Genomic DNA, 12164 nt, shown 5'->3' with positions numbered 1-12164 from the left:
GATGGCCAGCGAAGCGCCCCCCTTCTGGTGGGAACAACCGGACTGGCGGGCGCTGGCGCTGGCGCCGCTGTCGGCTGTCTATGCGCTGGTTGCCGGCCGCCGCATGCGCTCAGCGGCGCGCGAGAAGATCGAGGCGCCGGTGCTTTGCGTCGGCAACTTCACCGTCGGCGGCACCGGCAAGACGCCGGTGGCGATCGCACTGGCCCGGCAAGCCAGGCGCATGCAGCTCAATCCAGGTTTCCTGTCGCGCGGCCATGGCGGCTCCTTCGCGCGGCCGCATGTCGTCGATCCGCACCATGACGCCGCCAAGCATGTCGGCGATGAGCCGCTGCTGTTGGCTGCGCACGCACCGGTCGCAGTGACGCCGAACCGTGCCGCCGGCGCACGCCTCCTGCTGGAAAAGCATGGCTGTGATTTCCTGATCATGGATGACGGTTTCCAGAGCGCGCGCATCCACATCGACTATGCGCTGGTCGTCGTCGACGCACGCTACGGCGTCGGCAACGGCCGCGTCATTCCCGGCGGTCCGCTCAGGGCTGGCATCGTCGACCAACTGGTTTTCACCAGCGCGCTGCTGAAGATGGGCGAGGGCCTTGCTGCCGATGCCGTCGTTCGCCAGGCGGCGCGCGCCGGTCGGCCGATCTTCGAGGCGCATACGCGGCCAACCAGCAAGGCGGGACTGGCCGGCAAGCGATATCTGGCCTTTGCCGGCATCGGCCATCCCGACAAATTCTTCGACACGGTCCGTCAGGCCGGCGGCGAGGTTGCGCTGGCCCGGTCGTTTCCTGACCATCATTTCTATGGCAAGGACGAACTGGCCGAACTGGCAACGACAGCGCGAGGTGCCGGACTTGGCCTCATCACCACCGCCAAGGACGCCGCCCGGCTGCGCCACGATGCCGCGTCGGCCGATTTCCTCGGACAGCTCGATGTGCTGGAGATCGACACCGTGTTCGATCCCGACCACGTGCCCGAACGCATCATCGACGAGACGTTGGATGCCTGGCGGCAGCGCAAGCTGCAGGGCTGATCTTGGAGCATTGCGTCGTTGGTAGAGCTGTTTGACGCTGGCGGGACAGCGCCCCCTCTGTCCTGCCGGACATCTCCCCCACAAGGAGGGAGATCGGCCGTCACCCCGGCTTTCGCCAATCACCGACGTCGCAGGATGAGCAGGGCGCTAAAGCTGCCGATCTCCCCCCAAGTGGGGGAGATGCCCGGCAGGGCAGAGGGGGGCGCGAAGGATCGCTACTGAACGGCTTTGATGGCGCCGCCCTAACGCCGGCTGCGCAGTTCGGGATGTGCCTCGATCTCGCGGCGCAGCGAGGCCGCGGCACTCACATAGGGCTCCTGCCTGGCGACGCTCCAGTATTTGAGCTCATCGAGCGGGATGCTTTCGCCGGTGACCGCACAGCGCACGAAGGCGCCGGGGCTGGTCACCTGGAAGTCGCCGTCCAGGTAGCGGATACGGGCTTCCTTGCCGCCAGGGCCTTCAAAGCGATTCATCATGACATGGAGCCAAGGTTCATGACGATGTCATCGCCACAAAATGCCGGCAAGGTCAAGCTCCGAGCGAGGCAAGATTGGCTTCAGTCGGCTTCGTTTCGGACGGCAACCAGCCGGGCAGGCCGGCAAAGTGGATGCCCCGCATCCTACTGCTCGGCTGCGATGAAATCCTCGATCTTTTCCGCCGCCAGTCCGGCTTGGGCCGCGATGCGCCGGGCAAGCTCGGCTGCGGCGGCGCGCGGACGCCCGATTGGCCGGTCGAGCCAGTAGGATATCGGGCTGAGGACGACGCGCTCGTCGGCGGCGATGATACGGCCAGACTTCAGTTGATCCTCGGTCATCGGCGGCCGCGCCAGCGCGATGCCGAGACCATGGGCTGCGGCGCCGAGCACCAGATTGTAGTCCTCGAAACGGCGGTCCTGCGGACGCGGGCGGTAATCGATGTCCTGTGCGGCAAACCAGGCACGCCAGGCCGAGGCGTCGGAATCGTTGATCAGCGGGAATTTGAGCAGCCGGGCAGGGTCGCCTCGGCCGATCTCGCGGGCGAGGTCCGGCGAGGCGACCGGAAACACATGTTCCTCGAACAGCTGCACCGAGACGCGGCCGGGGATGCGGCCGCGGCCGCAGCGGATCGACAGATCGATGCCCTCGTCGGCAAGGTCTGCCTGGCGGATATCGACGTCGAGCACGATGCGCAGCCTGGACGGATTGTTTTCCAGCGCCGCCATGCGCGGCATCAGCCACAGCCCGCTGACCGAGGGAATCGAGGTCAGCCGCACCACGGCGGTGCCGCGCGGCTCGATCCAGCGGTCCGAATTGCTCGATATCAGCGCGAAGGCCTCAGTGGTGCGCAGATGCAGGCGGTTGCCTTCGATCGTCAGTGAGACACCTCGCGCGCCGCGATCGAACACTTTCAGCCCGAGCCAGTCCTCCAGCTTGGCGATCTGCCGGCTGACGGCGCCATGGGTGAGATTGAGTTTTTCGGCAGCGGCCGAAAAGCTGCCCGTCCGTGCCGCGGCGTCGAAGGCGCGCAGGGTTTCGAGCGGCAGCATCGCGTCTGAGCTGTGATCCATAGTCACAGCTGACCCTCGATTTGGTCGTTTGTCAACCGATCGGGAAAGGCGCTTTGTATGTTGAGAGCATGAAACGCGGGAATAATGAAATGAACGCTTGTACCGGCACGTTGAATACGACACAGCGGATCGACACCACGGCGGCCATTGCGGTGGTGTTGACAGTGGTCGGCTGGGCCTCCGCCTTTCCGGCGATCCGTGCCGGCCTCGTCGCTTTCGGGCCGCTGGAACTTGGCGCGCTGCGCTTCGCCATCGCGGCGGTGCCGGCGGCGATCTTCCTCGCCGTCAAGCGGCCGGCGCTGCCCCGGCTCGATGAATTATGGCGCTTTGCCTTCGGCGGCGCCGTCTTCGTTGCACTGTATACGGCGATGCTCAATTTCGGCGAGCTGACCGTCTCGGCGGGTGCTGCCGGCTTCATCATCAATGTCAGCCCGATCTTCACCGCGATCATGGCGATGGCGCTGCTTGGCGAACGCTTCTCGGGCCTGGCCTGGGCCGGCACATTGCTGTCCTTCGCCGGCATCGGCATCATCGCCATGGGCGAGGGGCAAGGGTTGCATTTCAACAATGGCGCGCTGCTGGTCCTCGGCTCGGCGCTGTGCTCGGCGGTCAACACCATCGTGCAAAAGCCGCTGTTTGCCCGCCATCATCCACTGACCATTTCGGCCTCGAACATGGTGCTCGGCGCGCTCTGTCTGCTGCCCTTCCTGCCGAACGGCCTGGCGCAGGCGGCAGTTGCCGATACCGCCGGTCTCGGCGCCGTCGTCTTTCTCGGCATCGTGCCAAGCCTCATCGCCTACGCCGCCTGGGCGACAGCACTTTCCCGGCTGCCGGCGGCGCGCGCCTCGAACTTCCTTTATCTGGTTTCGCCGGTGGCGACGCTGATCGGCTTCTTCTGGCTGGGCGAGGTGCCGACGCTGCTCGGCATTCTCGGTGGCGCGCTGGCGCTCGGCGGCGTGGGCGTGGTGAATTTGAAGCGGTGAATCAGAGGGTTGGGGCTGTCTGTTGACACGAAAAGAGCCGCTATACAGCAGCTCTTTTCGGACCCCCACCCCGCTGCTTTGCAGCGACCCTCCCCACAAGGGGGAGGGTAAGTTCTTTGCGAGGCGTCCACGGCTGGGCTCCCTACCTCCCCCTTGTGGGGAGGTCGGACCAAAGGTCCGGGTGGGGGCTGCGCCCTGCGAGCTCTTCACCGCCGCCCGAAGAGTCGCTCAATGTCGGCGAGCCTGAGCTCGATATAGGTCGGGCGGCCGTGGTTGCAGGTGCCGGCCCCGGGCGTCGCCTCCATCTGGCGCAGTAGCGCGTTCATCTCTTCCGGCTTGAGCAGGCGGCCGGAACGCACCGAGCCGTGGCAGGCCATGGTCGCGGCTATTTTGTCCAGCCGCACTTTCAGCGTGTCGACGGTGTCGTTGTCGGCGATCTCGTCGGCAAGGTCGCGCACCAGCTGCTGGACATTGGTTTCGCCGAGCATCGACGGCGTCTCGCGCACCGCGACCGCACCCGGGCCGAAGCGCTCGACGGCGAGGCCGAAGCGGGCCAGTGTTTCGGAATGCAAGGCGAGCCGCTCTGCATCCTCTTCCGGCAGATCGACGATCTCGGGCAAAAGCAGCATCTGCGACGGCACGGCGCGCGAATGCAATGCATTCTTCAGTGCCTCGTAGACCAGCCGCTCATGCGCCGCATGCTGGTCGACGATAACGAGCGAATCCCTGGTCTGCGCGACGATGTAGTTCTCGTGCACCTGCGCGCGTGCGGCACCCAGCGCCATGCCGAGCAGCGTCTCCGCCGCTTCGTCTTGTCCGGCGCGCGCGTCGGCGCTGTGAAGTGAACCGGCATCGAACGCCGCCTGATCGTTTTCGCCGAAGCCGCCATTTGCAGATCCTGCATCGTCAAGGCCCCAGCCTTCCGAGCCCATATCCAGCGGCCGTTGCGGCGAGTGGGCCGGATCGAAACCGGCGAAGCCGGAGGCCCCGTAGGCCGCTTCGTAGCTGCGATGGCCATTGGCCGGTCCTGGATGCGCATAGGATGCTGCGCCTGGCCGGAATGCCGCCATCATGCCGGCCGCCCCTGATGTGGCGGCACGGATGCCGGCAGTGGCCAGCGCCTCGCGAATGGCGCCGACGATCAGCCCGCGCACCAGCCCCGGATCGCGGAAGCGGACGTCGGCCTTGGCCGGGTGGACATTGACGTCGACGATGGCCGGATCGAGCGTCAGGAACAGCACCGTCACCGCATGGCGGTCGCGCGGCAGCACGTCGGAGAAGGCGCCGCGGATGGCGCCGGCAATCAGCTTGTCGCGCACCGGCCGGCCGTTGACATAGGCATATTGCTGCAGCGCGTTGGCGCGGCTGAACGACGGGATCGACACGTGGCCGGCAAGATGCACACCGTCGCGCATGGCGTCGATGGCGATCGCGTTGGCCGGAAAGTCGGCGCCCATCACTTGCGCGACGCGGCGCAGCCGGCCTTCCGGGCTGTCGTCGGTCGCCGGCAGTTCCAGCGTCGTGCGGTCGGAACCGGCCAGCGTGAAGCGCACGGCCGGGAAAGCGATCGCGATGCGCTTGATCACGTCGCTGGTCGCCGAGCTTTCGGCGCGCTCGCCCTTCATGAATTTGAGCCGCGCCGGCGTGGCGAAGAACAGGTCGCGCACCTCGACCGTGGTGCCGCGATTGGCGGCCGCCGGCTTGACGGCGGACACGCGCCCGCCCTCGATGCCGATCTCGGCGGCGCTGTCGCCGTTGGCGGTGCGCGAGCGGATCGACAGCCGCGCCACCGAGCCGATCGACGGCAGCGCTTCGCCGCGAAAGCCGAGCGAGCGGATGTCGTGAATGTCCTCAGTGAGCTTCGAGGTGCAATGGCGTGCGATCGCCAGCGGCAGTTCCTTTTCCGGGATGCCCGAGCCGTCGTCAGTGACGCGGATCAGGTTCAGCCCACCGCCGGCGGTGACGATCTCTATTCTCCCAGCGCCGGCATCGAGTGCGTTCTCGACCAGTTCCTTGACCACGCTTGCCGGACGCTCGATGACTTCGCCGGCGGCGATCTGGTTGATCATCGTTTCGGAAAGCTGGCGAATGGGCATGGGGGTACTATACGCGGATTCGTCGCCCAAGCGGGAGGGGCGAATTCAGGAATCCGCGCCGCTCACCGTGCTCCTGCATTTCACGTCATCAGCCTGGGCAGTGCCGCTGCCAGCGCGTCGACGGCAAGGCGGACCTTCAGCGGCAAGTGAGGCGTGTGCAGCCAGAGCGCATAGGCGTCGTAAAGAAATCCCGGCTGTTCCGGCAACAGCGGGACAAGTGCGCTGGCCTGAATGCGCTCACGGACCAGCCAGTATGGCAGCCAGGCAAGCCCCATGCCGGCTGCCGCAGCATCGGCGATTGCAGCGAGGTCGTCGAACCGCAGCCGGCTGACCGGCATGACTTCCAGCGCAGGCTGGCCGTCACGCGGAAACAACCACGGTTGAACGACACGGCCCGAACGGCGGTAGATGATGGTCTGGTGGCTGCCGAGATCCTCTATCTGCCGTGGCAGCCCATGCATCTCGAGATAGGATGGGGACGCGCAGACGACCATGCGCTGGCGCGCGACGCGACGCGCCATCACGCCGGCCTGATCCTCCAGATTGCCGGTCCGGATGGCAAGATCGCAGCCATCCTCCGCAAGATCGGCGATGGGATCGCTGAAAGACAGGTCGAGTTCCAGAGCGGGATATCGCTGCGCAAGCTCCAGCAGCACCGGGGCAACGCAGCGCCGGCCGAAGTGCACGGGCATGATGACGCGCAGCTTTCCGCGTGGTTCGGAAAGTTGATCGGCCGCCAGTGCATCCGCAGCTTCGGCTTCAGCGAGTACCATCCGGCAGCGCTCATAGTAGGCGCGCCCGAAGTCGGTCAGGCTCTGGCGGCGTGTGGTCCGGTTGATGAGGCGCACGCCCAGACGCTCCTCGAGAAATCGGACATGCTTGCCGACCATCGGTCCGGACAGATCGAGAGCGGCAGCAGTCGCCGCGAACGAGCCAAGATCGACGGTTTTGACGAACACGGCCATGCTCGTAAGGCGATCCATATTCAAAACTCCCAGTTTCTACTGTCTTGCCCAAGCAAGCATTTATCTGCCGGATGGCCGATGGCATAGCATATTCGGTTCAAATATTTTGGAGTATGGCCGCATGGCACGTGTTGTTCGCTTTCATGAGCATGGTGGTCCCGAGGTTCTGCGCATCGAGAATTTCGATATTCCCGCGCTCGGTCGGGGCGAGATTCAGATCCGGGTCAAGGCATTGGGTCTCAACCGGGCCGAGGCGCTGCTGCGTTCGGGCACTTATATCCAGACGCCGCCGTTGCCTTCCGGTCTTGGCCTTGAGGCAGCGGGTGTCGTCGAAGCGGTCGGCGAAGCCGTGCACGGTTTTGCGCCAGGTGACGCCGTCAGCGTCGTGCCGCCATTATCGATGGCCCGCTGGCCCGCCTATGGTGAGATTGCCACATATCCCGCCCATCTCGTGGCCAAGCACCCGCCATCGCTTACCTGGGAAGAGGCGGCAGCCGTCTGGATGCAATATCTCACCGCCTATGGCGCACTGATCGACATTGCCAAGCTCAGCAGAGACGACTTTGTCGTCATTACCGCGGCATCGAGCAGTGTCGGACTTGCCGCGATCCAGATTGCCAACATCGTTGGTGCGACCGCGATCGCGGTGACGCGGACATCTGCCAAGAGACAGGCCCTGCTCAAGTTCGGGGCGGCCCATGTCGTCGCTTCAGCGGACGAAGATCTGGAAGCCCGGCTGAAGGAAATCGCCAGTCCGGACAACATCCGAGTGGTTTTCGACGCAGTCGGTGGCCCGATTTTCGAACCTCTGACGGCGGCGATGGCACGGGGTGGCATTCTCATCGAATATGGCGGCTTGAGCCCCGAGCCGACGCCGTTCCCGCTGTTCGCTGTGCTGGCCAAGACGCTGACGCTGCGCGGCTATCTCGTCCACGAGATCACTGGCGATCCGGTGAAGTTGGAAGCTGCCAAGGCGTTTATCCTCGACGGATTGATGTCGGGTTCGCTAAAGCCGGCAATCGCCAGAACCTTTCCTTTCGAGCAGATCGTCGAAGCGCATCGCTTTCTCGAGTCGAACGAGCAATTCGGCAAGATCGTCGTGACGGTTGATTGAGCATTAATGGGAGCCTCACGCCTGCGCCGCCAGCCAGTCCCGCACCTTGCGGGCATTGTCGCTGAGCTCGCGGGTTCTCGACCAGATGACATGAAAGCCCTTGCCGGTCGTCATCGTGTGGCCGGTCGCACGCACCAGCAGTCCAGACGCCAGCAGGCGCTCGGCGAGGTGGCCCCAGCCGAGTGCGATGCCTTGCCCTTCCATGACCGCCTGGATCACCAGCGCATAATCGTTGATGCGCAAGCCGCGCCCGGCATCGGTGATGTCGACCCCGGCCGAGGCGAACCACTCGTCCCAGCTCGCGGCTTCGCGAAACGGCTCTTCGAGATGGATGAGCCGGTGCGATGGCAGATCCTCGACGCTCTCCGGCAGTCCGAACCGCGCCACATAGCTCGCGCCGGCAACCGGGAATATTTCCTCATCGGCGAGCGGCAGCGAATGATAGTCCCGCCATTCCCGGGGTTCGCCGCCACGAACGCCGAGGGGAATGTCTTCGGCGATGATGTCGAGATCGCGGTCGGCGGTCTGGATGCGCAGGTCGATGCCCGGCAGTTCGTCGCGGAACTGCTGCAGGCGCGGCATCATCCAGAAAGAGGCGAAGGCGGTCGAGGCAGCGAGCGTCACATGGCCGCCGGTCGCCTGTAGGCGCAAATCCTCCGCCGACTTGCGGATGTGCGACAGGCCGAGCGAGACGTCGGCGTGGAAACGCTCGCCGGCTTCGGTAAGGCTGACCTGACGATGGCGGCGTTGAAAGAGTTTCGCGCCGAGCTGCTCTTCAAGCCCGCGGATAGCATAGGACACGGCAGCCTGCGTCATGCCGAGCTCCCGCCCGGCGGCGGTAAAGCTCGACAGCCGGCCGGCGGCCTCGAAAACGATCAGGCTGCCGGCCGAGGGCAGCAGATGGCGCAAGCTTCGCATAAACTGAGCTTATACAAGTGATCAGGATTTTCCAGCGTCACAGCCATATTTCCTCTCGCTAGGCTGGTCGTCATTGGGAGGATAGAGTTGCCATGAACGCACCGGCCGCCGAAGTCACCGAACACGCCAGCCGCCGAGGTGGCGGCCGCCTGGGCCGCAAGGCGCTGCGGGGAACTCCGATGGCGTCGTTTCCGACGCTGGTTCGCAACATACCCGCATACCAGATGGTCCCGGACGAGGCTGTCGAGCTGATCCACCAGGAGTCGCTGTCGATCCTCGAAGAGGTTGGCTGCGAGTTCCGCGACGACGAGGCCATAGCCCTGTGGCAGGCCGCCGGAGCCGATGTCTCTGAGACGCGCGTCCGCATTGACCGCGCGCTCTTGATGGAGCTGGTCTCGAAAGTCCCGCCGGAGTTCACGCTCAATGCGCGCAACCCCGAGCGCTCGGTCCGTGTCGGCGGCAAGAATTCCATCTTCGTGCCGATGTATGGCGCGCCTTACGTGCGCGACCTCGACAACGTCAGGCGCTATGGCACGCTCGCCGACCTTCAGAATTTTCATAAGCTCGCCTATATGGCGCCGGCGCTGCATTCGTCGAGCTCGATCATCTGCGAGCCGATGGAAATTGCGGTGCCGAAGCGGCACCTCCACATCATTCATTCGGCGCTGAAGCATTCCGACAAGCCGTTCATGGGCATCGTGACATCCAGGGAACGCGCCGAAGACACGATGGCGATGGCGGGCATCGTGTTCGGCGAGGATTTTGTCCGCGACAACCCGGTGTTGGTCGCGATCACCAATTGCAACTCGCCACTGGTATGGGACGCCACCATGCTGGACGCGATGAAGGTCTATGCACGTCACAACCAGCCGTTGATCCTGGCGCCGTTCGCGCTGTGCGGCGCCTCGACTTCGGCCTCGGCGGTGGGAGCGGTCGCGCAGGTCAATGCCGAAGCGCTGGCGGGCGTCGCCTTCACGCAACTGCTGCGTCCGGGTTCACCGCAGATCTACGGACAGTTCATGGTCACGGTCGACATGAAGACCGGCGCGCCGATGGGCGGCACGCCCGAGGCCGCCCAGATGATGTATTTGATGGGAGCACTGGCGCGGAAATACCGGCTGCCATGGCGCACGTCGGGCTTCCATGTCGGGTCGAAACTCAACGACGCCCAGGCAGGCTACGAGGCGAACATGCTGATGCATGCCGCCATCCTTGCCGGCGCCAACTACATCTGGCACGCCGCCGGATGGCTCGAGGCCGGCCTGACCTGCGGCTATTCAAAATTCGCGACGGACTGCGAACAGCTTGTCGGCTGGTACAAATATGCCGGCGGCCTGCCGTTCGACGATTTCAAGGAAGCGATGGCGGCGATCCGCGAGGTCGGGCCGCAGGGCCATTTTCTCGGCACCCAGCACACGCTCGAGCATTTCCAGTCCGCCTTCTTCATGCCCAGCATCATGGACTTCAATTCCTACGAACAGTGGAAGGCTGAAGGGGCAAAGGACCACGACACGCGCGGCCGCGAGAAAGCGCGCAACATGCTCGCCGATTATGAGGAGCCGAAGCTCGATGACGGCATCGCCGATGGTCTCAAAGATTTGATCGCGCTGCGCGAGGAGAAGCTGCCGGACAGCGTTAGTTAATCCACGGGCGAAGACCCAAAGGCAACCATAAGGGAGGAAATAATGGCACTCTTCAGAAACAACGGTGATCGTGTCCCCAGCGTTATCGAGGCGATGGCTGAAGAAGCCCGCTCAGGCCGGATGGACCGGCGCGAGTTTCTGGCGCTGGCAAGCGCGTTCGGGGCATCGACTGCCCTTGCCTACGCTATGATCGGTCTTGCGGTGCCGGGACGGGCTTTGGCCGAAGAGCCCAAGAAAGGCGGAACGCTGCGCGTATCGATGTCGGTAAAGGCGCAGAAGGATCCGCGTACTTACGACTGGGTCGAACTTGCAAACATTTCGCGCTGCTGGCTCGAGCCGCTTGTCCGCTACACCCGCGAATTCACTTTCGAGCCGGTCCTGCTCGAGAGCTGGGACGTCAACGACGACGCCACCGAATACGTGCTGCATCTGCGCAAGGGCGTCACCTGGAACAATGGCGACGCCTTCAACGCCGACGACGTGGTCTACAATCTGACGCGCTGGTGCGAGAAGGATGCCGCCGGCAATTCGATGGCCGCGCGCGTCGGTGCGCTGATCGACGTCAAAACCGGCAAGGCCAGGGACGGGGCGATCACCAAGGTCGACGACAACACGGTCAAGCTGACGCTGAACGAACCTGATATCTCGCTGATCCCGAACTTCACCGACTATCCAGCGCTCGTCGTCCACCGCAAATTCGATGCCGATGGCGCCGATCCGCTCGCCAAGCCGATCGGCACAGGGCCTTTCGAGCTTGTGTCTTATTCGGTCGGCCAGAACGCGGTCGTCAAGCGTCGCGAGAATGGCAAATGGTGGGGCGGTGAAGCGCCGCTCGACAGCGTCGAATTCATCGACTACGGCACCGACTTCAACGCCTCGGTGAATGCATTCGAATCCGAGGAAATCGACGTCAATTTCGAGACGCCCGCCGACTTCATCGACATCCTCGACCAGATGGATCTGGTGAAATCGGAGGTCGCGACAGCAACCACGCTCGTTGCCCGCACCAACATCACGCACAAGCCTTATGATGACCAGCGGGTACGCAACGCCCTGCAAATGGCCGTCGACAACAATGCGGTGCTCGAACTTGGCTACGCCGGGCGCGGCACCCCAGGTGAAAACCACCACGTCAGCCCGATCCATCCGGAATATTTTCCGCTGCCCAAGAAGACACGCGATGCGGCCGGCGCCAAGAAGCTGATGGCCGAGGCCGGACAGGCCGATTTCGAGCATGAACTGATCACCGTCGAGGACGATTGGCAAAAGAACACCGGCGACGCGATTGCCGGCCAGCTGCGCGATGCCGGGATCAAGGTGAAGCGCACGGTGCTGCCGGGGTCGACCTTCTGGAACGACTGGACGAAATACCCCTATTCCATGACCATCTGGTACATGCGCCCGCTCGGCGTTCAGGTGTTGGCGCTCGGCTATCGCACCGGCGAGGCCTGGAATGAGACGGCGTATTCGAATCCTGATTTCGACGCCAAGCTCAAGCAGGCCCTCTCACTCATCGACGTGGAGAAGCGCCGCGAGGTCATGAAGGACGTCGAGCAGATCCTGCAGGATTCGGGCGTCATCATTCAGCCGTTCTGGCAGAAGCTGTACAGCCACATGAACAAGAAGGTGAAGAACTACGCGGTCCACCAGACTTTCGAGATGGATCTTCAGAACGTCTGGCTGGACGCCTGAGTTAGCTCCCAAGGCTGGCAATGACCCGCCGGCACCCGTTGCAGAAAACAGGTGCCGGCGGACCGCAAGCCATTGAAATCAGTGAGTGCGTCAAACATGTCCGACGACGAGATCATCCTTTCCGAGCTTTCCGACGACGAACTCGTGCAGCAGATGCACGACGACCTTTATGACGGG

Annotated in this window: 10 protein-coding genes and 1 pseudogene; 6 read left to right on the top strand and 5 right to left on the bottom strand. The window is 64.1% G+C overall.

The annotated features are described in order from the left end of the window. Position 1 precedes the first annotated feature (1 nt). Entirely contained in the window at positions 2-1030 is a 1029-nt protein-coding gene (lpxK, locus tag AC0L3H_RS29300; RefSeq protein WP_473587790.1) for a tetraacyldisaccharide 4'-kinase, read from the top strand. 242 nt (positions 1031-1272) lie between these two features. Here the strand turns inward: lpxK and AC0L3H_RS29295 are convergent, their stop codons facing one another. Beyond that, positions 1273-1506, bottom strand: a complete 234-nt coding sequence (locus AC0L3H_RS29295) for a DUF2093 domain-containing protein (protein ID WP_027153867.1) — start codon at positions 1504-1506, stop codon at positions 1273-1275. Between the two features lie 143 nt (positions 1507-1649). Further along, positions 1650-2576: a LysR substrate-binding domain-containing protein gene (locus tag AC0L3H_RS29290; RefSeq protein WP_128247848.1), complete on the bottom strand. Its 927-nt coding sequence runs from the start codon at positions 2574-2576 to the stop codon at positions 1650-1652. Positions 2577-2665: 89 nt separating this feature from the next. On the opposite strand from AC0L3H_RS29290, the gene AC0L3H_RS29285 reads away from it, so the two are divergent. Continuing rightward, complete coding sequence (locus AC0L3H_RS29285) at positions 2666-3559, top strand: DMT family transporter (protein ID WP_473587789.1); 894 nt, start codon at positions 2666-2668, stop codon at positions 3557-3559. Positions 3560-3765: 206 nt separating this feature from the next. On the opposite strand, the gene mutL is transcribed toward AC0L3H_RS29285, so the two are convergent. After that, positions 3766-5655, bottom strand: a complete 1890-nt coding sequence (mutL, locus tag AC0L3H_RS29280; protein ID WP_473587788.1) for a DNA mismatch repair endonuclease MutL — start codon at positions 5653-5655, stop codon at positions 3766-3768. An 80-nt stretch (positions 5656-5735) separates the two neighbouring features. Then, positions 5736-6638 (bottom strand): LysR family transcriptional regulator, encoded by a 903-nt coding sequence (locus AC0L3H_RS29275; RefSeq protein ID WP_473587787.1) that lies wholly within the window; start codon positions 6636-6638, stop codon positions 5736-5738. A 103-nt stretch (positions 6639-6741) separates the two neighbouring features. Between AC0L3H_RS29275 and AC0L3H_RS29270 the strand changes: the two genes are divergently transcribed. Next, entirely contained in the window at positions 6742-7734 is a 993-nt protein-coding gene (locus AC0L3H_RS29270; protein ID WP_473587786.1) for a zinc-dependent alcohol dehydrogenase family protein, read from the top strand. A gap of 15 nt (positions 7735-7749) precedes the next feature. On the opposite strand, the gene AC0L3H_RS29265 is transcribed toward AC0L3H_RS29270, so the two are convergent. Then, positions 7750-8652 carry a LysR substrate-binding domain-containing protein gene (locus AC0L3H_RS29265; protein WP_473587785.1) on the bottom strand — a complete coding sequence of 301 codons (903 nt, stop codon included), beginning with the start codon at positions 8650-8652 and terminating at the stop codon, positions 7750-7752. Positions 8653-8744: 92 nt separating this feature from the next. On the opposite strand from AC0L3H_RS29265, the gene AC0L3H_RS29260 reads away from it, so the two are divergent. From AC0L3H_RS29260 to AC0L3H_RS29250, 3 genes and pseudogenes are all read left to right on the top strand, one after another. Beyond that, on the top strand, positions 8745-10295 hold the full coding sequence (locus tag AC0L3H_RS29260; protein ID WP_473587784.1) for a trimethylamine methyltransferase family protein: 1551 nt from the start codon (positions 8745-8747) through the stop codon (positions 10293-10295). Between the two features lie 42 nt (positions 10296-10337). After that, entirely contained in the window at positions 10338-11987 is a 1650-nt protein-coding gene (locus AC0L3H_RS29255; RefSeq protein WP_473521652.1) for an ABC transporter substrate-binding protein, read from the top strand. A gap of 96 nt (positions 11988-12083) precedes the next feature. Beyond that, a pseudogene (locus AC0L3H_RS29250) lies at positions 12084-12164 on the top strand (cobalamin-binding protein); the annotation flags it as partial.

The organism is Mesorhizobium sp. WSM4816 (genome assembly GCF_055811535.1).
The sequence above is the reverse complement of the archived record's forward strand: the minus strand, read 5'-3'. Positions and strand labels throughout refer to the sequence as shown.

Excerpts from the sequence above, each read along its gene's own strand:
- lpxK (WP_473587790.1), top strand. The coding sequence starts at position 2 with ATGGCCAGCGAAGCGCCCCCCTTCTGGTGGGAACAACCGGACTGGCGG.
- AC0L3H_RS29295 (WP_027153867.1), bottom strand. The coding sequence starts at position 1,506 with ATGATGAATCGCTTTGAAGGCCCTGGCGGCAAGGAAGCCCGTATCCGC.
- AC0L3H_RS29290 (WP_128247848.1), bottom strand. The coding sequence starts at position 2,576 with ATGGATCACAGCTCAGACGCGATGCTGCCGCTCGAAACCCTGCGCGCC.
- AC0L3H_RS29285 (WP_473587789.1), top strand. The coding sequence starts at position 2,666 with ATGAACGCTTGTACCGGCACGTTGAATACGACACAGCGGATCGACACC.
- mutL (WP_473587788.1), bottom strand. The coding sequence starts at position 5,655 with ATGCCCATTCGCCAGCTTTCCGAAACGATGATCAACCAGATCGCCGCC.
- AC0L3H_RS29275 (WP_473587787.1), bottom strand. The coding sequence starts at position 6,638 with ATGGATCGCCTTACGAGCATGGCCGTGTTCGTCAAAACCGTCGATCTT.
- AC0L3H_RS29270 (WP_473587786.1), top strand. The coding sequence starts at position 6,742 with ATGGCACGTGTTGTTCGCTTTCATGAGCATGGTGGTCCCGAGGTTCTG.
- AC0L3H_RS29265 (WP_473587785.1), bottom strand. The coding sequence starts at position 8,652 with ATGCGAAGCTTGCGCCATCTGCTGCCCTCGGCCGGCAGCCTGATCGTT.
- AC0L3H_RS29260 (WP_473587784.1), top strand. The coding sequence starts at position 8,745 with ATGAACGCACCGGCCGCCGAAGTCACCGAACACGCCAGCCGCCGAGGT.
- AC0L3H_RS29255 (WP_473521652.1), top strand. The coding sequence starts at position 10,338 with ATGGCACTCTTCAGAAACAACGGTGATCGTGTCCCCAGCGTTATCGAG.